The organism is Pseudomonas sp. M30-35, assembly GCF_002163625.1.
Lineage (GTDB): Bacteria > Pseudomonadota > Gammaproteobacteria > Pseudomonadales > Pseudomonadaceae > Aquipseudomonas.
Genome location: NZ_CP020892.1, coordinates 4,075,671 through 4,097,849 on the forward strand (window position 1 = coordinate 4,075,671; position 22,179 = coordinate 4,097,849).

At 54.9% G+C, this 22,179-nt stretch carries 19 protein-coding genes; 4 read left to right on the plus strand and 15 right to left on the minus strand.

Annotated features, from left to right (window positions below; genetic code table 11):
* Nucleotides 1-16 precede the first annotated feature (16 nt).
* From fdhE to B9K09_RS18875, 6 genes are all read right to left on the minus strand, one after another.
* Nucleotides 17-946, minus strand: a complete 930-nt coding sequence (gene fdhE, locus B9K09_RS18845; protein WP_087518259.1) for a formate dehydrogenase accessory protein FdhE — start codon at nt 944-946, stop codon at nt 17-19.
* A gap of 98 nt (nt 947-1,044) precedes the next feature.
* Entirely contained in the window at nt 1,045-1,674 is a 630-nt protein-coding gene (locus B9K09_RS18850) for a formate dehydrogenase subunit gamma (RefSeq protein ID WP_087518260.1), read from the minus strand.
* Between the two features lie 58 nt (nt 1,675-1,732).
* Entirely contained in the window at nt 1,733-2,662 is a 930-nt protein-coding gene (gene fdxH, locus B9K09_RS18855) for a formate dehydrogenase subunit beta (RefSeq protein ID WP_087518261.1), read from the minus strand.
* Between the two features lie 10 nt (nt 2,663-2,672).
* Entirely contained in the window at nt 2,673-5,753 is a 3,081-nt protein-coding gene (gene fdnG / locus B9K09_RS18860) for a formate dehydrogenase-N subunit alpha (RefSeq protein ID WP_157699372.1), read from the minus strand.
* A gap of 122 nt (nt 5,754-5,875) precedes the next feature.
* Complete coding sequence (locus B9K09_RS18870) at nt 5,876-8,629, minus strand: PAS domain-containing protein (protein ID WP_087518264.1); 2,754 nt, start codon at nt 8,627-8,629, stop codon at nt 5,876-5,878.
* A gap of 9 nt (nt 8,630-8,638) precedes the next feature.
* Nucleotides 8,639-9,097 (minus strand): TadE/TadG family type IV pilus assembly protein, encoded by a 459-nt coding sequence (locus tag B9K09_RS18875; protein ID WP_087519167.1) that lies wholly within the window; start codon nt 9,095-9,097, stop codon nt 8,639-8,641.
* Nucleotides 9,098-9,382: 285 nt separating this feature from the next.
* Here B9K09_RS18875 and B9K09_RS18880 point away from each other — a divergent pair, with 285 nt between their 5' ends.
* Together B9K09_RS18880 and B9K09_RS18885 are read left to right on the plus strand one after the other, a co-directional pair.
* Nucleotides 9,383-9,859, plus strand: coding sequence for a prepilin peptidase (locus B9K09_RS18880; RefSeq protein ID WP_087518265.1), 477 nt, complete (start codon nt 9,383-9,385; stop codon nt 9,857-9,859).
* Between the two features lie 153 nt (nt 9,860-10,012).
* Complete coding sequence (locus B9K09_RS18885) at nt 10,013-10,789, plus strand: response regulator transcription factor (RefSeq protein WP_087518266.1); 777 nt, start codon at nt 10,013-10,015, stop codon at nt 10,787-10,789.
* An 86-nt stretch (nt 10,790-10,875) separates the two neighbouring features.
* Here the strand turns inward: B9K09_RS18885 and B9K09_RS18890 are convergent, their stop codons facing one another.
* The 9 genes from B9K09_RS18890 to cpaB form a co-directional block, all read right to left on the minus strand.
* On the minus strand, nt 10,876-12,948 hold the full coding sequence (locus B9K09_RS18890) for a TadG family pilus assembly protein (protein ID WP_177408681.1): 2,073 nt from the start codon (nt 12,946-12,948) through the stop codon (nt 10,876-10,878).
* A gap of 102 nt (nt 12,949-13,050) precedes the next feature.
* Nucleotides 13,051-13,353 carry a DUF3613 domain-containing protein gene (locus tag B9K09_RS18895; RefSeq protein WP_256574106.1) on the minus strand — a complete coding sequence of 101 codons (303 nt, stop codon included), beginning with the start codon at nt 13,351-13,353 and terminating at the stop codon, nt 13,051-13,053.
* Nucleotides 13,350-14,129, minus strand: a complete 780-nt coding sequence (locus B9K09_RS18900; RefSeq protein WP_087518268.1) for a tetratricopeptide repeat protein — start codon at nt 14,127-14,129, stop codon at nt 13,350-13,352. Before B9K09_RS18900 ends, B9K09_RS18895 begins: the two co-directional genes overlap by 4 nt.
* Complete coding sequence (locus tag B9K09_RS18905; RefSeq protein ID WP_087518269.1) at nt 14,126-15,028, minus strand: type II secretion system F family protein; 903 nt, start codon at nt 15,026-15,028, stop codon at nt 14,126-14,128. The genes B9K09_RS18900 and B9K09_RS18905 overlap by 4 nt, the downstream gene beginning before the upstream one ends.
* Before the next feature lies 1 nt (nt 15,029).
* Entirely contained in the window at nt 15,030-15,911 is an 882-nt protein-coding gene (locus B9K09_RS18910; RefSeq protein ID WP_087518270.1) for a type II secretion system F family protein, read from the minus strand.
* Entirely contained in the window at nt 15,908-17,179 is a 1,272-nt protein-coding gene (locus B9K09_RS18915) for a CpaF family protein (RefSeq protein ID WP_087518271.1), read from the minus strand. The genes B9K09_RS18910 and B9K09_RS18915 overlap by 4 nt, the downstream gene beginning before the upstream one ends.
* A complete protein-coding gene (locus B9K09_RS18920; protein WP_087518272.1) occupies nt 17,176-18,348 on the minus strand; it encodes a pilus assembly protein in 1,173 nt (390 codons plus the stop codon). Before B9K09_RS18920 ends, B9K09_RS18915 begins: the two co-directional genes overlap by 4 nt.
* A gap of 9 nt (nt 18,349-18,357) precedes the next feature.
* Nucleotides 18,358-19,602: a type II and III secretion system protein family protein gene (locus B9K09_RS18925; RefSeq protein WP_157699373.1), complete on the minus strand. Its 1,245-nt coding sequence runs from the start codon at nt 19,600-19,602 to the stop codon at nt 18,358-18,360.
* 19 nt (nt 19,603-19,621) lie between these two features.
* Complete coding sequence (gene cpaB, locus B9K09_RS18930) at nt 19,622-20,569, minus strand: Flp pilus assembly protein CpaB (RefSeq protein ID WP_087518274.1); 948 nt, start codon at nt 20,567-20,569, stop codon at nt 19,622-19,624.
* A 286-nt stretch (nt 20,570-20,855) separates the two neighbouring features.
* On the opposite strand from cpaB, the gene B9K09_RS18935 reads away from it, so the two are divergent.
* Nucleotides 20,856-21,077, plus strand: a complete 222-nt coding sequence (locus B9K09_RS18935; protein ID WP_256574107.1) for a Flp family type IVb pilin — start codon at nt 20,856-20,858, stop codon at nt 21,075-21,077.
* Between the two features lie 45 nt (nt 21,078-21,122).
* Nucleotides 21,123-21,536, plus strand: coding sequence for a response regulator (locus tag B9K09_RS18940; RefSeq protein ID WP_087518275.1), 414 nt, complete (start codon nt 21,123-21,125; stop codon nt 21,534-21,536).
* Nucleotides 21,537-22,179: the final 643 nt, after the last annotated feature.

The following is a 22,179-nucleotide window of genomic DNA, read 5'->3' on the forward strand; positions in this document are numbered from 1 at the left end:
ACCTCAGTGTAGGCTCTCATTCTGCGCCGGGGGCAAGCAAGAGATTTGGCGCCCGGCGCATATAACCGGCCTCCGCGACCATCATATCCAGATCAAGGCTGGCCAGATCATCGGCCAAAGCCTCAGCCTCGCTGTCGTATTCGAGGTAGAAGTGTTTCAAGTAGCCTTGACAATTCGGGCAAACCTCTGCACGAATGGGCGCCGCCTCTGGCTTTGCATCATCACGCTGACGCGACAGGTAAGCGAGTTGCTTGCTCTCTTCACAGTGGCTGCATTTAACCCGCACGTAATGCCACTCACATGAGCACAGCGAACAGGTCAGATAACGTAATCCAATCTGCTTGCCGCGATGACGAATCATGCCGGCAACAGGCGGCGAGCCACAGGCTGGGCACTGGGTGCAGCTTTCACGCTCAGACAAGGTGCCTTCGGGCAACGCCAGCAGCCAATGACTAAACGCCACCTGCAGCCCAGCACCGAGAAATGGCACCACGGCGGCGGGCAGCAAATCAAACTGGCCGCTTAACAGGTTTACCGCCCATGCCTTGCGCTGACCGCTGTCCGCTTGCGCCAACTGTTGCAGCGCCGCAGTAACCGCTGGGTTGTCTTGCACGCTGAACTGCTCAAGCACTTTATCCAGCGCTTGCAGCCAATCATCGCCACGTACCAATGCTTCGAACGCGAGCGGCGGCATGCGATGTTCGCGGCTTAGATCCAACGCACGTTGGTCTGGCCCCGGCAATGCAGGCAGCGTCGCGAGCGCACGATGTTGTGCTTCGCAAAGCTGCGCCATAAGCAGCAGATAACCGCTCAGTGGATGGTTCTGCGCGAGGGTTTTAAAGCGCTCGGCACGGCGCTGAAATAATGATGGGGTACAAGGATTGAGAAACGGTGGGATGTTTGCCGACGCTTCGATTTCGCCGCGCTCTAATATTCTGCCTGACACGCAGGACTCCTTTCGCAAAACAGCTTAATGAGTGCAGTCGCAACTCAATATAAAAGCGAGCGCCATGCGAGTGCAATGCACCCGCATGCCACCTTGGCTCAATGTTTGTTCTCGCCCTTCTCGACCTCTTTATACCAAAGGCTGTGATGCTTGCGCGCCCAGCCTTTGCTAACCCAACCGGTGAGCATCGCCCCGACCGAGCCTTTGACCCAGATACCGGCGTAAATATGCACAATAATGCTGATAATCAGCACCAGCGCAGCCACCGCATGCAGCAGCACAGACAAACGAATTATGTCGATGCCAAACAGGTAGCTAAAGTACTCGCGCCAGATCACTAAACCCGTCACCAGCAATAGCAACATGCACACCAGCAACACCCAGAACAGCAACTTCTGGCCGCCGTTGTAGCGACCGACTTCAGGCATATTGCCTTCGCGATTCGCCATCACATCACCCGCTTGCTTGAGCCACTGCACGTCCCTTTTATGGATCATGTTATGGCTCATGAAGCGCATCACCAGCCATATAAAAAACAGGAACATGGCGATGCCGATAAACGGATGCAAGATTCGCGTCCACACCCCGCCACCAAACAGATGACTCAGCCAGAACAACGCCGGGTGGAACAGCGCCAAGCCAGATAAACCAGCAAGGACAAATAGAATCGCGACCGCCCAATGATTGCTGCGCTCGCCTGCGGTGTAACGTTGGATGTCATGTCTCATGTTGACTCCCTCGAACCTCTGCATCGACCTGCGCCGTTGCAGAGGTTGATCATTTCACTCAGCGCGGAGCTTTAGGGTCGAATTCATGCACCGTTGGATCAACCTTGTGCACGGCCGTGTCGACAGCTGCAGGATGTTCGTCCTCTTCAACCACGTTGCGCCCAACACGCAAGTAGTGGAAGAAGCCGACCAATACAGTTGCGCCCATTGCCAGTAAACCCAAAGGCTTCGCCACGCCTTTCCAGACCTGAACCATCGGATTGATGGCAGGGTCCGCAGGCAAGCCGGAGTACAACGCTGGCTTGTCAGCATGGTGCAGCACATACATCACATGGGTACCGCCAACACCTGGCGGGTCATACAAACCGGCGTTTTCATAGCCACGTGATTTCAGGTCGACAATGCGCTCAGCGGCGTGATCCTTCATGTCTTCCTTGGTGCCGAAGACAATCGCGCCGGTTGGGCAGGTTTTAACGCAGGCCGGTTCCTGGCCGACACCAACACGGTCAGAACAGAGGCTGCATTTGTAGGCTTTGTTATCTTTTTTCGAGATACGCGGCACATCAAATGGACAACCCGTGATGCAATAACCGCAACCGATGCAGTGGTCCTGATTGAAGTCGACGATGCCGTTGGCGTACTGCACGATCGCCCCCGGGCTCGGGCACGCAGTCAGGCAACCGGGCTCGGCGCAGTGCATGCAGCCGTCCTTGCGAATCAACCATTCGAGCTTGCCCGCTTCGTCTTCGTGCTCGGCAAAGCGCATCAAGGTCCATGAGTCGGCGGTAAGGTCTGCCGGGCTTTCGTAGGTGCCGTGGTTATGGCCGACCTCGTCACGCAGGTCGTTCCATTCCGAGCACGCCACCTGGCAGGCTTTACAGCCAATGCACTTGGATACGTCGATGAGTTTTGCCACCTCGTCAATCTGCCGAATAGACGGCGAACTGGTTGTGGTGGCGGAGCGGGCGATGATGTCTTGAGTAGCCATGCGTCAGCTCCTATGCCTTTTCCACGTTAACGAGGAAGGACTTGAACTCCGGCGTTTGCGTGTTGGCATCACCTACGAAGGGGGTCAAGGTGTTAGTCAGATAACCATTGCGCGCCACACCGGAGAAACCCCAGTGAATCGGGATTCCGATTTGGTGCACGGTTTTACCATCAACCGTCAGTGGCTTGAGGCGCTTGGTGACCACCGCAACCGCCTTGATGTAGCCACGGTTGCTCGATACCTTGACCCAGTCGCCAGCGGCGATACCCAACTCTTTACCCAACACCTCGCTCATTTCCACGAACTGCTCGGGCTGCACAATCGCGTTCAGGCGGCAGTGCTTGGTCCAGAAGTGGAAGTGCTCAGTCAGCCGGTAAGTGGTCGCTGCATACGGGAAGTCAGCAGCGCTGCCAAACAGCTCCATATCACCCTTGAACACTCGCGCAGCCGGGTTGCTGGTGGCACGCGGGTCGTCAGGATGCAGCGGGTTGCGTCCAATCGGCGTTTCAAACGGCTCGTAGTGTTCCGGGAATGGGCCTTCAGCCATCTTGTCGACAGCAAAGAATCGCGCCACCCCTTCCGGGTTCATGATGAACGGATTCATCCCCGCCTCTGGTGGTGAGTCAGCCTTGAAGTCCGGCACATCGGCGCCGGTCCATGACTTGCCATTCCAGAACACCAGCGGTTTTTTCAACCCTTGCCACGGCTGACCTGACACATCCGCAGACGCGCGGTTGTAGAGAATCCGCCGGTTAGCCGGCCACGACCAAGCCCAGCCGAGCGTTTGCCCGATACCGTATGGATCGGAGTTGTCACGCCGCGCCATCTGGTTGCCCTGCTGAGTCCAAGAGCCGCAGAACAACCAACACCCACTGGAGGTGCTGCCGTCGGCGCGCAATTGAGCGAAGCCTGCCAACTGATCACCGCCTTTAACCAGCAATGCACCGGTTGCAGGGTCGGTCAGATCGGTTATCGCTTTGCCTGAATATTCCTTGGCGAGCTCTTCAGCCGACGGCTCATCCGGCTGCAAATATGGCCAGTCGAGATTAAGGATTGGGTCCGGGAATTTACCGCCGTCCTTGGAGTACTTCTCACGCAAGCGGTGATACAAACCCGCCATGATCTGGATGTCAGTTCGTGCTTTGCCCGGTGGCTCGGCACCCTTCCAGTGCCACTGCAGCCAACGGCCACTGTTTACCAGCGAGCCATCTTCCTCAGCGAAGCATGAGGTTGGCAGGCGGAACACTTCGGTCTGAATATCCGCAGTATTAACGTCGTTGAACTCATCAACGTTACGCCAGAACTCAGAGGTCTCTGTCGCCAGCGGATCCATGATTACCAGGTACTTAAGCTTGGCCAGCGCCGCCCCAATCTTGGCCTTGTTCGGGAACGAGGCAATCGGATTGAAACCCTGACAAAAGTAACCGTTGACCTTGCCCTGGTACATCATGTCGAAGACTTTCAGTACGTCGTAACCCGGTCCTGGCGCATCGAGTTTAGGCAGCCAGTCGTAGCCCCAGTTATTTTCAGCGCTGACATTTTTGCCGTACCAGGCCTTCATCAGGCTGACATGGAACTTCTCGTAATTCTGCCAGTACGAAAGTTGTCCCGGACGCAGTGGTTTACTGGTGCGCTTGGCAATGTAGCCCGCGTAGTCCTGCTCGGCATCGCCAGGCAGCGTCAGGTAGCCCGGTAGCAAGTTCGAAAGCAAGCCCAGGTCAGTCAGCCCTTGGATATTGGAGTGACCGCGCAAGGCGTTCATGCCACCACCCGGCATACCAATATTGCCCAACAGCAACTGCACCATGGCGCCAGCACGGATCATCTGCGAGCCCGTTGAATGCTGGGTCCAGCCGAGCGCGTACATGATGGTCATGACTTTGCCCGGCGCCGAAGTTTCGGCGATGGTCTCCCAGACCTGCATCATCTGGGTTTTCGGCGTGCCGCAAATGCTGCTGACCATATCCGGCGTGTACCGGCTGTAATGCTTTTTCAACAGGTTGAACACGCAGCGCGGATGGCTCAGGGTTGGGTCAACTTTGGCGAAACCGTCTTCTCCAACCTCGTAGCCCCAGCCAGACTTATCTGGATAGCCGCGCTTGGATTCGTCGTAGCCACTGAAGAAGCCCGCCTCGAAATCATAACCTTCGCGCACAATAAAACTGACGTCGGTGTAGTTACGGACGTACTCGTGCTGATACTTGTCGTTTGCGATCAGGTAGTAAATCAACCCGCCGAGGAAGGCGATGTCCGAGCCGGTACGAATAGGCGCGTACAGGTCTGCCACCGATGCGGAACGGGTAAAGCGCGGATCGACCACAATCAGCTTGGCGTTGTTATGCGCCTTGGCTTCGGTCACCCATTTGAAGCCACACGGGTGAGCTTCAGCAGCGTTGCCGCCCATAATCAAAACCAGATCGGCATTCTTGATGTCGGTCCAGTGATTGGTCATGGCGCCGCGGCCAAACGTCGGGGCAAGACTTGCCACCGTCGGGCCGTGTCAGACACGTGCTTGGTTATCGAATCCTAATATGCCGAGTGAACGCACCACTTTGTGAGTGATGTAACCCGCTTCGTTGGACGATGCCGACGCGGCGAGAAAACCGGTGCTCAACCAACGGTTAACCCGTTGGCCTTGCTCATTGGTTTCAATGAAGTTGGCATCACGATCCGCCTTCATATGCCTGGCGATCCGCTCCAGCGCAGTGTCCCACTCAATGTCTATCCACTCGTTGGAGCCCGCTTCACGCACTTGCGGGGACTTCAAGCGGCTTTCACTGTGCACGAAGTCGAGCAGCCCAGCGCCTTTAGGGCACAGTGTGCCGCGATTGACGGGGTGATCCGAGTCGCCTTCGATATGGATGATGTTTTGCGCGACATTTTTAGCGGCGTCGCCCTGGCTGTACATAATCAGGCCGCAACCGACCGAGCAGTATGGACAGGTGTTGCGCGTCTCGATCGTACGCGCCAGCTTGAAATGGCGTATCTGGTCGGCATAGGCATTGGGAGGTGCGACCCCCAAAGCCACGAGGCTCGACGTTCCAAGGCCTACGGCGCAGACCTTGAAGAACTGTCGACGATTCATATCCATCGTGATTCTCCTGCATCAGGCAGTTGTCGTCCCGATACATTGCCGGAACGTAGCACGATGAAGACTAGCTGGTGCGTAACTTTTTGCCAGCAGGCGACAGAACTTTTGTTCTGCGATCCATGCTAAATACTGGAATTTGAAACCGGCGGCAGCAGAATGCTAAAACACGCGCCATCCTCGCGATTAAAAGCCCTTAACTGCCCGCCCATTTGCTCGATAATGCCAAAGCTTACCGACAACCCCAAACCCGTGCCTTTGCCCGCCGGTTTGGTGGTGAAAAACGGTTCGAAGATTCGCTCAAGCAAGCGCGGCTCAATTCCCCCTGCGTTGTCCTGCACCTCAATCAACACGCCTTCTGGCAATAACGTGGCAGACAACGCAATACGCGGCGCAAACTCAGGCTCGCGTTCAAGACGCGAAAACAGCGCATCGCGGGCATTGACCATCAGGTTGATCAACACCTGCTCAAGTTGATCGCCGTGACCGCTGACCTTGACCGCAAAATCTACCGGCTCAAAATGCAGCTCGACACCTTTGCCCAATAAACCATCGCGTAGCAGCGACATGGCGCCTTCTATTGACTGTATCGGATCAAACAACGCATGTTCCGCCTCGGAACGGCGCCCAAACACCCGCATATGATCGACAATTCGCGCCGCACGCAGTACCTGCGCCTCAATCCGCTTCAGCTTGTCTTGCAGGTATTCGGCAGGCACGTCACCACCCGCGATGCGCTTGAGGGTGTTGGCCACAGCCATGCGCATCACATTCAGCGGCTGGTTCAACTCATGGGCCATACCGGTCGCCATCTCGCCAAGCGTGGCCATCTTGGCGCCTTGAAACAGTTGCTGCTGAGCTTTACGCACGTCGGTGTTGTCACGCCCAACGGCCTGCACTTCGAGCAGGCGTCCTTGCTCATCAAAAATCCCACGATCCGCCCAAACCCACCAGGCATGCTCACGCCCCGGCAACTGCATGCATATTTCAGCGGTGCTAATCGGGCTCTCAGGCGTAAGACCAAGCAGGCGTTGTGCAAAGGCATCTCGCTGTTCGGTAGATAACCACTCGCCAAGGTTGGCACCAATAAGCTGCTCAGTGCTGCGCTCCAGATAATCCGCTAACGGCCGGTTGGCGAAGTTGAGCGTCAGGTCAGGCAGATAACGGCAAATCATTGCGGGCGAATCCTCGACCAGAATCCGGTAACGCTCTTCACTCTCACGGATACGTTCAGCGGCAAGCGTGGCTTCGGTAACGTCCAGCCACAGGCCAACAGCTTCACGCGGCTGACCCAATTCATCGCGCAGTAATTTCGACTCATCCAGCAACCAGTGATAGTTGCCTTGACGGTCACGCAGCCGATAGCGACAACTGACCGAGCCGCTACGCAGCAACTGCCGTGCGCGATTGAAGAAGCTTTCGTGGTCATCCGGATGGACTATTTCTGCGAGCAAACCCGCTTGCAATTCGGCCAGGCTCCAACCCAGCAAGGGCTGCAAACTGTCGCTGCAGAATTCCAGATTCAAAGCCCCATCGTTATAGCGCTGCACGTAAATCACCGCAGGCGCGCTGGCGATCAGATTGCTTAAACGCTCATGCGCCTCCGAAGCTCTGGCTTGCTGCTCTTTGATATCGCTGATATCGATCAGGAAGCCATAAATACGCAGATTATTACCCGCCCCTTTGGCCAGGGCTTGCAGGCGATACCAGCTGTAACCGACAGCTTCATCAGCAACCTGCAATCGCAGGCACTGGATAAAACTCTGACCGCCAGCAATCAAACGATTAAGGCGCACGCGAAACTCATCACGGTCACCGGCATGAATGCGCTCAAGCCAAGCGGGCAATTCAAGCCCACCGGCAAGCTCGATACCAAGCGTAGAGGCGAGCTCCGGCGCCAATTGCAAGCGTTGATCAAGGCTGTTGAACTCCCACCAACCGGCACCTAACAATCCCTGCAACGCGCTTTGCCGGTCTTGCTGATGCGCCTGCTGCAGCGCTTGCAAACGCCCGGTCAAGGCGGCTCCAAGCGGGTCAAATAATCGCGTCCAGTCGGCGATCTGCAACGCCGGGGCATGCAATTGAGCGTCAAAGCCTGCACAGAGTAGCCAGGCAGATGTAACCCCTTGATGCTGATACGGCGTAATAAAGCCAAGACCTTGAGGAAATAACACCTGAAGCCCGGGATGCTTGGTTAACGTCAGCGCGCTGAGCTGCTGTGGAGTGGCCTGATCCAAGTCGTCAAAGATCTTACCCAGTGCCTGGTCATCGCGCCAAACTTGGCTGTTATGCACATTTTGCTGAGCATAAACCCGCCAGTCGCCGGCCTTATCACGCAGGGCAATCGCTACGCTGGGGATACGTAACCTTTGGCGCAACTCGGATAAAACCTCGACCGTTGCGGACTGCAAACGCTCACCGGACTGATAACCCAGACGCTGAGCAAAGTCGGCGGCCTCGGTCAGTACATGGCGGCGCAGGTCACTGCTGCGAGCCTGCTCGACTAAATCAGACACATCCAATAGTTGCAGCAGCCAGCCTTCAGCGTGGGCTTGCAACCAGCCTCTGAGGGTTAAAACCGAGCCACCGCGCCCGTTGAAATCAAGTTCAAGCATCTGCTGTTGATAGCTTGGAATGTCGGCTGCCAAGGCCGAGCTTTTGCACAAATAATCATTTAGCGGATGTTGGGTTACAGGTATTGCCAAACGCGCGGCTAACGGCCCGGCGATACGCGTCACCAAGCCTTGAGTATCCAGGTAAATACTCAACCCAGCCGAACTTGGCGAGGTATTTACCAACGGCTGCGACTCTGCTTCAGCAGGCAGTTGATTGCTGGCGGGCAGATCATTTTTAGGGGTGAAACCGAACCAGCTCGCCATAGCCTTTCCTTAGTTATTCAGCTTGATGCTAGCTGTTGCAACAAGGTCATCCGGTAAGCTCGGCACTCGCCCAATACCTGGAATGACCAAAAACGGTACCAGTGGATGTGCGTTGTACGGGTAGCTGATGCGCACACTCATCACTCCATCGGCACCCGGTGCGGTGATAACGACCGCGACCAGGTCACGGGTTGAGTTGGGCATCCAACTCAATTGTTGATCAATCACATCTGACGCTTCTTGCTGGTAATCCGCCTGCCCCGGTACCAGCCCAACGGCTTGGCGCACCGCCTCGGCCGCGGCGTTGTTAAAAGACTGCATCATTAACAATGGCAGGCTATAACTGACGGTGCCGTAGAAAATTGCAAAAAACAGTACGAATACCAATGCGAACTCGATCGCGGCGGCCCCTTTCTGGCGGCGACCAAAAGCCCTTGGGAACCTCTGAAAAACTACTGCGCTAGGGATTACTGGGGCAGCCCGTGCTGCGTTGAAAAGCTGCTCAGAATGCTCATTTAGGGCAACTAAAGTCGAGCGCGACCCCGGTCGCTTCTTCGCATCTTTTCGCCTTGTACTCCCGTCGCTCGCTACCTTTTTCAGAGGCTCCCTTGTAATCATCTGTTGCATTTTCGATGCCTCCAATGCACGCCCACAATCCAAGCCGGGTTGAAGATTCAGTCTGTTTTGTAGAGCATCCAGTTTAGAGTACGAACGTACCATTTAATGATCCTCAACTAACAGAGCACAACATCCATGAATATCGCTATTTTGCTCGTCTGGTTGGCTGCCTGCGCCGTACAAGATGTGCAGCAAAAGCGCATTTCTAACTGGCTGACATTCGGAGGCATTGCCTTCGCCCTCATCTATTTATTGCTCCGCGCTGAAAGCCTGCTGGGCTATACACCCGTGGAGGCCTTGATTGCCGTGGCCTTCGCCGTATTACTCAGCCTGCCCGGTTACATGCTTAACAAGCTGGGGGCGGCAGACGTCAAGCTGCTGGTATTCATTGGTCTTAGCAGCAACAGCCAAATGCTATTGATGACGATTGCCATCGCCGGTATCTGCTTCATCGCGTGGGCATCCTCAGCAAACAAGATTTGGCCAACACTCGGCAGCAGCACACAGAAACGACTCAAATACCTGAAACCACACTCAAAAACAGCTTATCCGTACGGGCTATTTCTTTTCGGTGGTTTTTTGACATCCTTTATTCTGACTAAAACTTTCTGAATACAAACAAAGTGCTATACCTTAAGTATGGGACGAACGTACTTACTGTCAGAAATCTTAGATTTCTAGGCATGAGTTGCTCGGAGTCTGGGCATGAGCTGCTAACACAACATCAAAGCTATTAAAAAAATTAAAGCAACCGGGTGAGCTGACATGGAAAGGCATCAACGCGTAGTAAAACTCCTCGTCGTGGACGACGAACCGGATATCGTTGAAGAACTTTGTGAGTTCCTTAACCACAGTGGCTACATATGCATTGGTTGCCACAGCGCGCACGAAGCGATCGAATTGTTCTGTGCAGATCCGCAAATCGGCATTGTGCTCAGCGATTTGCATCTTCCGGGCAAGGATGGCATCAGCCTGATCAATACTTTGGAGAAAACCTACGACGGTAATCGCCAGTTCGAAGCGATTATTTTCACGGGTCAAACCAAAACCCAGGATGTGGTTTCGGCAATGCGGGCGGGCGTTGCTGACTTCTATCAAAAACCGATCAATATGGATGAAGTTGGCCGAGCGGTCAGACGCCTTGAACGGCACTTGCAGGAGCGCCTCGACGATGGCGCTAAACTCGACCAGATGAACCAGAAGCTGCACTTTCTGGCTGAGTCTATCGGCGAGTTGCATCTGGATCTGCACCAGATGCGCAGTCACTTTGGCCAGCCTGAACTCACTCCTGCCGCAGCGTCTGCTGAAGCAATCCCCGCGCACTTCAACCAGCTGTCTCCGCGGCAACTGGAAGTCGCACGCCTGATTGGCAAGGGCTTGACCAACTATCAGATCGCCTGCGAATTGGGGATTACCGAAAACACGGTGAAACTCTACGTGTCGCAGGTACTGCGCCTCACCCATATGCATAACCGCACGCAATTGGCTTTGGCGCTGTCGCCGAGCCGAAAGAGTGAAGGCTCTGCGGCAACCGCTCATTGATGGAACGCTGCGTTTAATACTCAGCTGACCACGAGCATTTGCACCCGCAGAGCCAGTAACTGCAATAGGGCAGCGCGCTATCGAGTTCATAGCAACAACTCAGCGCGACTGCCGCAGGTCAGGTTGGCGCCCACGTCTGCTTCAGCTAGACCAATTCCTAAACCATCGAGTAACGTGTTAACCAGCGGATCAACCAGCGGCGAAAGTACGTTCTTGATTATCCCTTCCAAGCTGCCCAGCAGTGAATTGATAAGACCCACCGAGGAAGTTATCAAGCCGTCCAGTATGCGCGGGCTGCTGCTCGCATAGGGCTCTAAATCGATACCCGCCAAGGTATTGCGTAAGTTACCCACCACATTGTGATTGGCGGTTGCTGACTTTTCATAAGGCGCCTCTCCTACATTCGGCAGCTGATTTGCCGTCGATTCATAGACCAAAGGCACATCCACTCCACTGCTTATCACGCCTGAATTGAGGGTGAGGCCAAGTCCGGAACGAACATCGAATCTCGCCAGTTTAGGGTCTGAAACCCAGCCCCCACCAGCTTTCGCCCATTGCAGGCCTGCACACAACCCAAGTAAGCACGATGTCGGTCTGAGCGTTTGCTCACCCAGTTTGATTAACGCTATGGGTGCGGCGACAGGGGTGCTGGAGGCGTTAAATATTTGGTCCAAGGCATCTGCTGAATCACTGCCCAACTTGCCGACTGCAAGGTTTAAGGCGGATGTGGTCACGTCTACATCCAGAGTCTTATCTGTGCTGCTGGTGCAGCTGTAATCAGTAACCCTCGCTTGCGCCTCAGCGACATCGAGCATCACGTCAACTCGGCCATCAGGTAGTACCTGGGCAGCGCTCACCTTCATACTGTTACATGCAGGCAAAAGTCCGCCACAAGCCAGTGAACCAATAAGATTTCCAACAGCACCAACCAAATTGAGGTTTAGAGCGCTATTCAAAAAACTATTTAACGACGCTCCTGCTGCGGGTTGTAAAAGGTTGTCTAAAGCGTCGGTTGCCCCACTCAAATCAATGCTCAAATAGGTGCGAATCTGCGCCGAGCGCACGGCAATCTGATTCGGCCCGTAAGGGTCTGCTTTGGCCAGTTCAGGATTACCAATGGCCGACAGCTGCGGCGGCTCGATAACTTTGATATTCAGGGTTACATTGCTCAACCCCGGCACCGTAATGGGCAGGCTGGCAAAGGCGGCGCTTTTACTGTTTGCCAACTCGACCGTGCCCTGAACCAACTGTAGAAGGTTGAGTGCGGTGTCTAGCCCCGCCTTCTGCGTAGCGCTTTGTACATTGATCAGATCGCCCAGTTGCAACAGCGGCGAGGCCGCTGGGACCACTGCAGAAAGAGCGGTAAGCCCTGCAATCGCTGCATCCAGATTAGCGCTGGTACCCGACTGTTGCAGCGTGGTCGCTGCGACATCCAACAAGGTGCCGAGCGACAGATTTTCCTCAAGCAACGACTGATAATCCCCCGCTGTAATGCCCTGGTTGATTGCCAGTTGATCAAGATAATCCAGCAGGCTTATCTGACTCTTGGCCAAGCCATCCCAACCCACAGCCGATAGATTGACTGAACCACCGAGCAGGCCACCAATCAGGGCGTTGAGTAGCGGAGACTGAGTTGAGTCAACCGTTGCCAGCGTGGTGCGCAAGGTTAAGGCGGCAAGCGGCTCACGTTTGGCTGCAACGGCTTGGGCAACTATCGTCACCTGCTGGCCGAAAATCCCGCCCAGAATAAGGCTGGCGGGCACCTCGCGACGGGCGTCAACTTGAATCGCGCGGCCCAAAGTGTCTGCAGTAAAGCTACGGCGGCTGCCACTTTCATCGACATTACCGCATGTCGCGACCAGCGTGCGCTGGGCATCAAGGGTAAAGCCGTTACGAATTTGCGCGTTCTCGGCCGCATAGGTTTGCGCGGTCGTCGTGCCAGCACTTGCCTGGCAATTTCCATCACGAAGCACCGCTTCCAATGCAGCCATATCCGCCACACGCTGAACGCTGCGTTTTTCCAGATACAAGCGACCGCTGTCGATTGCCAGCATTAAAAAGGCAAGCGCCATCAGCATCACCAAAGCCGCCATGATGCCAATCGCACCGCGCTGGCGTTTATAGCTCAGCGCATGTTGAGGAGAACGCCTGCTAACCATGCTATTGCTCCTGCGCGTAGGGTGTGACAAGTGCAACTTGTCCACCATCGTTGAATCTATTCACCGCTGAAACGGCGGACAAAAAAAGCGTTGTCCGCCCTGCTAGTTACTGCCGCCAGTTGACATTTGTCCGCCCGTTTCCTGTTCATAAAACTCAGGAATCGAATGGCTATAACTGTCGAGCCAACGCTGGTATGCCAGTTCACGCTCAGCCGGTGTCGCCCTTTGCAACTTCATTGACGCAGCCCGTCCATCACGCTGGATAGCTAACCAACTTTCGGTTTTTGAATGCTGCGGTATCGGCCTGCTAGTTGCTGGTTCTTCCGCGTGGACAGATGCCGGATAGAGCAAACCCAAAGCAATCAGATAACAGACGGCCAAAGGGTGTTTTGGCAAGCCGTTCATGGCTGGACTTCCTGTTCAATTTGGCTGATGGTTTCGGCGAATACACCGATTGTGGCGACAGCTGCTTGCTCAGTTTCTGCCCCCTGAGTGGCCAGCGGTAATGGGGCCTGCCCTGCGGACTTAAGTTGTTCGGAACGCTGCAACGCTTCACGGACCTGTGCAGCGCTTAGGTGCAGGCGGGAAACCAGATCGGCGGCTTGCTGCGACTTGTTTTCTACAAACAGCAGAGCCAGCAGGTTGGTCGCTGGCAAGCTGTCTGACTGGCTCAATTCAACAGCGGTTAAAAATTCAAAGCGGGCGTCATCGGTACGCTTTTGCGTTAGGTAAACCATGCCAAGGTCATTGCGAATCTTGGCATCGGTTGGTGCCAGAGCAGCTGCGCGTTCGAGACGCTGTAAGGCCTCGGCTTGATCGCCGCGCGCGGAGGCAATTTGGCCAAGACCTTGCTCACCAGCGGCCGTCAGACAGGTTCCAATCAAACTTTGATAAAGCGCCTGTGCCTCTCCGCGACCAATACTGCGCATGATCCGCGCTTGGCGCAAACGCACCTCTGGTGAGGATTGCGGCAGCCCTTGCAAGTTAGCCAACGCCGCATACAGGCGCCCCTCATCCGCCATCTCTTTGGCCAGGTTCAGCGCCAATTCCTGCTCCTGGGAGGGTTTGTTGGCGCAGTCTTTAGCGTTATCTGCGGCATACCCCGGCATTATCTGATTCGCCGTACAGCCACTTAACACCACGGCGCACAACACGCTGCCAAACACTGTCGCAAACTTCATGAAATACCTCCAAGGGCGCGGCCTATTGCACTCATTCCTGGCCCGGCCAGAACGATCAGCAATGCAGGAAACAGGAACAGCATCATCACCACCGACATCTTCCCTGACAGCTTGGAGATGTATTCCTGAAGGTTGGTCAAGCGGCGTTCATCAAGCAGCTTTTTCAGCGCCAGCAGAGAACTCATTGCACCGCCGCCTTGGCGAATAAGCTGCTGCAAAATCGCCAAGCTATCGCTCAGTTCATCAACATCCAATTGTTTGCCCATGATGCTAAGTTCATCTGCCAGCTCCAGCCCTGAGTCAACATGCTTGAGCACTGCATCGAGTTCTGTCGTAAGCACTGGCAGCAGCTTTTTACTTTCCAGGCTGATAACCCGCAGGGACTGTTCAACCGTCAAGCCTGCATCAAATAAAATGCGCAACAGCGGAATGAATATGGAGACTTCGTTAACCAGTTGCTGTTGTCGCCGGGCCGCCGCCATTGACAGCACGCGTTTGGGCAATAAAAAACCGCAACCCAAGGCCAGGATCCAGAACACCCAGACTTTTTCCGGGGGTTCAGCCAGAAACGAAATCACCAGTACCACCAGCCCCAACATGAGAAACGGCAACAGTAATTGGCAGGCCATGTACAAGGCCCGCTGATTGGCCCGCCGCCAGCCAATACGGTTGAGCAGTACGTGCGTTTCACCATCAAGGCTGAGTAGCTTGCGCCCCAAAACACTGCGGCCAAGCTGCTGTATGAGTGCATCACCCCGCCGTCCCTTATGCTGAGGTTGCTCGCGGCCACCAACCAGGCGCTTGGCAACAAGAGCCCGCACCCGCTGTTGCTGTAATGCATTGGCAATCAACAATGCAGCCGCCATGGACAGCAGCAATACCATCACCGCCCAAGCCATGTCAGATACTCCTCAGCATGCGCCACAACATCACAGTGCCCAGCACTTGTAGGATGAATGCGCAAAGGAGCATTTTTTGGCCGCTGCTATCGAGCCACATGCTCATCAAATAGCTTGGATTAACCGCCAGGATATAGGCGGCCATCGAAACCGGGAGTACCCCCAGCACCACAGCCGTCAGCCGTGTTTCGCCGGTCATTGCACGGAGCTGCCGGGCGATTTGTTCGCGCTCCTGAATCACTTTGATCAGGCCGGCCAATAACTCGCTGGCACTGCCACCAAAGCGATGATTAACCTTGACACCTAAGGCGAGAATACGCAGCTCTTCTTGCTCATACAGTTCGGCGACATCATCCAGTGCCTCCGGCAAGCTAACGCCTAATTTGACGTTACGCTGCACGCGCGCCAATGCACCATGCAGTGGTTCTGGCGCGGTATCGATACCTTTGACCAATGCATCACCCAAAGTCCGACCTGTTTGCAGGCTGCGCATAACCTGATCGAGCATCTGCGGCAACTGATGCACCACGCGTCGCAGACGCCGGCGATAACGCCAACTCAGGAACATATGCAGGCCTAACGGCGGCACCACCAGCGCAACCAAAGCAAACATCCAGCCACCGACGAGTTGACCCAGTACCAGTAGCACCATCCAGAGGCTGAACAAGAGCCCGAGCCGCTCATTGGGTAGCTTCAGACCTGCCCGCAGAAACGCACGTTCCAGCCAGCCCCAACGGGTATCCTTGATCATTTCAGGCTTGGCTTGTCCAAGCCGCTCAATCACATGCTCGGTGCGTGACTGGCGCCAGCCATACTGCATAACCAGCAAGGCCAACGCTGCCAATATCAGGCAAATTGCAGCCAACAGCAGCGACGCGTTCACTGCAGTTCCCGCCAAGTATGCTGAAGTTTTTCACTGGCGGGATTCATTGCCTCGCGAACGAATTTGCCAGAGTGACGCTCGAGTCGGAACAACGTGTTGGTGACGTAAACATCATCACGAATCCCGACCACCTCGACCACTTCACTGACGCAGCGGCGGCCATTGGGCAAGCGGGTCAGCTGGATAACTACGTCCAGTGCAGCGCAAATCATCTGGCGCAACGTACGCTCAGCTACCTGGCGCCCGGTGAGGCCGACCAAGGTTTCCAGGCGCAACAATGCATCTTGCGCGCTGTTCGCATGCACCGTGCTCATTGAACCGTCGTGGCCAGTGTTCATGGCCTGCAATACGTCGATCACTTCAACGCCGCGAATCTCGCCGAGAATGATCCGGTCCGGTCGCATCCGTAAGGCGTTACGAATCAGATCACTGGCAGCCACTTCACCATGCCCTTCAGCATTTGGCGGACGGGTTTCGAGGCGCACCACGTGCGGGTGATTAAGTTGCAACTCAGCGGTGTCTTCGATGGTGACAATCCGCTCATGCTCAGCGACCAATAAGCTCATGACATTGAGCATGGTGGTTTTACCGGTGCCAGTGCCGCCGCTCACCAGCACGTTGCAGCGTTGGCTCACGGCCAGCCGAATAAACTGTAGGACCGCTTTATCAACCGACTGATGCGCAAGCAAATCCGCACTTTGCAGTAAGTCCTTGCGAAACTTACGCACTGACAGGCAAGGGCCATCAAGCGCGATTGGCGGAATAATCGCGTTGACCCGACTGCCGTCTGGCATGCGCGCATCGACCATGGGGCAAGACTCATCGAGCCTGCGCCCTAGCGGTGCCAAAATTCGCTGAATCACTCGCTGCACGTGCTGATCATCAATAAACCGCAGGTCGCTTTGATGAAGCATGCCGTCACGTTCGATAAATACGCGATTCGGGCCATTGACCAGAATCTCCGTTACCGAAGCGTCGTGTAGCAGCACTTCAAGCGGGCCAAAACCAGTAAGTTCATCAACCAATTCTTCTGCCAGCCGCTCCATCTCATAACGCGACACGGCAAGGTGATGGCGATTGACGTAATCAACCACGCGATCAGTGACAAAACGCGAAACCTGCGGCCGCGGGCTCTCAAGAATATTGACCCCTTCATCATCAATTGCATCGATGATGAAGCGGTGCAGGACCAGTTTCAGACCCTGTCCGTCATATTGGCCTTCCTGACTGTAACGGGCGGTGCCGCCAAACAGTGTTTCGCCACTCATGCGGATTTCCTCCGCGGCCATGGCCAACGTGATGCGCGCGCCTCTTTACGCCGCTCAGCCAACAGGCAACCTAAATGTCGAAGTGCTTTGCTGATCCGCTCACGGGGTGACACATCAAACAAACTGCGGCCCAGGTTACGCGCACTCATTCGTACTTCCGGGCTGGACGGCAGCACTTCAATCACCGGCAGCGCAAAGGTTTTGCCCAGGGTTTCGCTGTCCGGGGCAACGCTAGGCATGTAACGGTCAACCAGCAGGCTGGCGTTGTTCAACTTAATCCCGGCATCGCGCCAGTTAGCCAGCAATTCAAGATTGCGCTGACACCCCGAAACGCCCTGATCGGTGCACCACAGCAGCCGCTCGGCATTACTCGCAAACAGGCGTAGCGCTTCGCTGTCAGGCTGGCCTGCAAGGTTGACCACTATGTATTGGAAGTGTTGGCGAAGCGCTCCAAGTAGCAGGTACAACTCCGCAGCAGTGGCAATTTCAAGCGGTTGATCTTTAGCCGTTTGCGAGAGTACGCGCATGCCACATCCCGTCTGGCTGAATGCGCTGTCAATCAGGCTTGCATCCATACGCCGGGTATTGCGAATAGCATCGGCAAAATTGAACGAGGCTTGCAGGCCCAATGTGGCCAAGCAGTCGCCCGGCGGCAACCCCAAATCGAGAAGCAAGGTGGTTTGACTGGTCTGCGAAATCGCCAGCGCCAAATGGCTGGAAATCAAACTTGCATCGGCATCTTGTTGACGGCAATACAGCGCGATCAATTTGCCGGCTTGTGCGCTCGGTTGCAGGCTCGGCATACGCCGACTCAGATGACGAACTAAACCTGTAACCTCGCTGGTACGCGCCCCGTAGGCAATAAAATCACGCGCACCCGCACGCATGGCGCTCAATACCAACTGGTTATCCAAACCATCGCCCAACGCCACAATTGCCAGCATCGGCTTGGCTTCAAGCACACCTTCAATGAGTGAGCTTTGCGCCACTAGATTTTCACGATCGAGGCCAACAAATAACAAACCGGCACCGGTCACGTCCGCCAGTGATAACACTTCGTTTAAAGCACCATGACCGACTTTGAGCACTTCGCCCAATGAGTTCAATGATCCCCGCAACCACTCAAGATCGGCGTCATTACGGGTCAAGGCTAAAAATGTCTGACTCATAACCAGCCCCTATTGCGACAAGCCGGAGCGCTTGTCGAAATTACCGTTCTCGAAGAAGTACATCTTGAAAAAGTTCGGATCGTAATTGCGCAGGTTCTCCCCCGGCAAAGAAGGCATTTGTGCATCAGCCGCGAGCGGCTGGACCAAGTGTGGCGTGACAATCATTAGCAGCTCACTGTCGTCGCGGCTGATGTTGGTCGAGCGAAAGAAGGCACCCAAAATAGGGATATCACCCAAGCCAGGAAACTTGTTCAACTGCATGCGATTACTGCTGCTGATCAAGCCGCTGATGACAAAGCTTTCACCGTCAGCCAAGCTGATACTGGTATCTGTGCGTCGCACATTCAGTGCCGGAACTACGGTGCCGGCGATCTCAATACCTGCGGCAAAATTCAACTCGCTAACTTCAGGCGCGACCTTGAGATTGATCCGATTATTGCCCACCACAGTAGGTGTCAGAGTCAGGCGGACACCGAACTCTTTATATTCAATGCTGATGTTGTCACTGCCACTACTTGGCACCGGGACAGGGAATTCGCCACCGGCTAGAAAACTTGCGCTCTGACCACTTAGCGCAACCAGACTGGGCTTGGCCAAGGTGTAAGCGAAACCGCTGCCTTCCAGGGCATTCAAAATGCCTAGCACTTTGCTGCTGCCGCCACCAAAGACAACATTGAAGCCGCTGTCAATCAGCGGAATCTTGGGGCTGATACCGCCCACAAGTCCGGGAGAAACAGTGACCCCGCCGACAGTTCCGGGGGCACCGAAGAGAAAGTTGTTGGAGCCGGTACCGAATATCGAGGTGCTCGCCTCTTTCATCTTGCTGCGACTGACTTCAACAAAACGGATGTCTGTCTGCACTTGGCTGACGGGCAACTCCAGCGAATCGGGCTGCACAGGACGAGCCATTGCCGCCGTCGCCAAGCCTTCGACATAGACCATGCTGCTGCGCGGCTCAGAGCTGCACGAAGTCCAAACCATCAGGCTGGTGGCGCCTGATTTTTTACCGGTCAGCAAAAAACTGTCATTACCAGTCAGGCGCACATCGGCAGTATTGGGGTCACCAACAGCCAGACGCTTGATCGCCATTGGATAACGGATTTGCTGCTGTAAACCTTGGCCGACTTCAATCACAGGGGAGACTGCCGCGAGTGATGCACAGGCCGCAGGTGCAGCCCAGACTTGAGAAGCGCTCAGCACGGCGCAGCTCATTAAACTTAGGGTAAGAACGATCCGACGACTCATACAGATCATGGTCTTGCTTCCTTGCAGGTCAGGGAGTTTGCCAAGAGTTTTCTACGCCGCGAAACACCTGGACTCCAGGGCTACGGGCAGCCGCTCGAGGGGCTCGGTTGGTCACTGCACGCGGCAGCGCCTTGCCCTCAAGGTTGTTCAGTGGCAATAGGCTGCGTGTTTTCTCATCAAGTGCGACCAAGTTGATCTCACCTGCGGCATAACGCTTGTGCAAATCTTCATCAGCACTGCGCACGGCCAAACGCAAAGTCCCGGCCTGGCTGGCCAGCATTAAACGAGTTACCAACTCTTGCGGTACCGCGAGAACTACGCTGCGCCCAGCTCTCGGTTGTTTTTTCTTATCGTCCTCGTCTTTGATCTGCACCGCTTGGCCATTGAGGTTCGGCCCCAGTTCCTGGCCATAACTCAAGAGCCGCACAGCAGGCACCGCAACCTGGGCGGTTTGCTGCTTTTGACCCTCCTTTTCCTGCATGAACAACAGCACATCAACGTAGTCGCCGGGCCGTACATGACCGCCACCGCTGATCACTTCATCAACCGCGACGGCGACTGCACGCTCCTGTGGACGAATCATTTGCGCCAGCGGGCCGCCAGCGGCAAAGCTTTCCTGGCTTAACCAAGTGCCTGCGCCGATTGGGTTCCAGCTGGTACGTCCAACAACTTGTTCAATGCTTGAGAAGCTGCCTTGAGGTGCGACACGTAACTGCTCAATTGCAACGTCTTCGGCCTTGATTGGCACAAACGGCGATAAAGCCTTAACTGCAACTACCACAGCTGAACGCTGCGCATTGTCAGTGGCCTCATCGATACGCGTAGTTAGGGTTTGAGGTTGTTCAGTTACTTGCGGCGCTACGGCTGCATCACTGGAGGCTGGCGGTTGTTGACTCAGAGTTATTCCCCAATACCCTGCAACCACTGCTCCCAGTAATAAGACCCCAGCCAACGCCATGGTTACCCGGCTGTCCATGGTGACTCTCTCCTTTGCCCTGACAACTAGTGAATGCCTTATTGTTTTATGTGCTCGGCATCAATACAGGTGGCAGTAACCGCCTTGAAAAGCACCCGCCACTCGGGCGTAAAACCCTTGCGCCAAAGCGTTTACTGGCTAGGTACAGTGATAGCTGGAATTGCGCCACTTCGCCACTATGCCTTTATAACTATACCCATGGGTCTAATTACTTCTTACAGTTGCGCTGGCGCTTGGCATGAACAATGATCAACGTGCAAGTACGTCTGTGTATAAGGAGATTAAGATGTCCCTGATCGATGTAATCCGAAAACTACATATTGCCGCCATGGTTAAAACCACCACATTTATAAAAGAAGAAAAAGGAGCCGCCGGTATTGAATATGCGATTGTGGCTACATTAGTAGCGGTTATTCTGGTTGGGTTTGCAGATCCTATTAGTACGGCTGTTAGAAGTATATTCATCAGTATTTGTGGCGCTGTAGACGGTGATAGCTGCCCGACCTAGTTCAGCCTAACTTTTTAAGTTAGATATCAAGCTAGGAGTTACCCCATGCGCCATCAATCCAACGAGCGCCATGAACTGCTGTTGGTCGATGATGAAGAAGATATTCTGCTGGAGTTGGCAGAAATGCTGGAATTTGAGGGCTATTGCTGCCACACCGCAATCTCGGTGCGCAAAGCCCTCGAGCAACTTAGCCGTCACCCATATATAGGGCTGGTTATTACTGACTTGCGCATGCCTGAAGAGAGCGGTGCAAAACTGATCCAACACCTGCGCGAACACTGTTCGCGCCAACACCTCCCGATCATCGTCACTTCAGGCCACTCCGACGCAGACGAAGTGACTGATGTGCTGGACCTGAATGTCATCGATTTTTTCAAAAAGCCGATTTACCACAATCGTTTACTGGAAATTCTTAATAGGCTGTTGCCGACAATGCCGGTGAAAGCCATGCGGTATTGAGCAGTAGTTCGACGGTATTATTGATTAGCTTTAACTCCACGCGCTCCCTACCCCAGTGGCCGGGAGCTTTTTTATGTCGCAATCAAAGCCGTGGTGGACAAACTGCGTGTTGTCACACCCTACGTGTGAAGTTTATCCGTAGGGAGGACAACGCTTCTCTGTCCGCCATTTATTCCATTCGCAACGCGCAATTTGCGCCGGTCATGGTGGACAAGCTGCGCGTTGTCACACCCTACGTGCGAAGTTTATCCGTAGGGAGGACAACGCTTCTCTGTCCGCCATTTAGTCCATTCGCAACGCGCAATTTGCGCCGGCCATGGTGGACAAGCTTCGCGTTGTCACACCCTACGCGTGAAGTTTATCCGTAGGGAGGACAACGCTTTTCTGTCCGCCATTTAGTCCATTCGCAACGCGCAATTTGCGCCGGCCATGGTGGACAAGCTGCGCGTTGTCACACCCTACGTGTGAAGTTTATCCGTAGGGAGGACAACGCTTTTCTGTCCGCCATTTAGTCCATTCGCAACGCGCAATTTGCGCCGGCCATGGTGGACAAGCTGCGCGTTGTCACACCCTACGCGTGAAGTTTATCCGTAGGGAGGACAACGCTTCTCTGTCCGCCATTTAGTCCATTCGCAACGCGCAA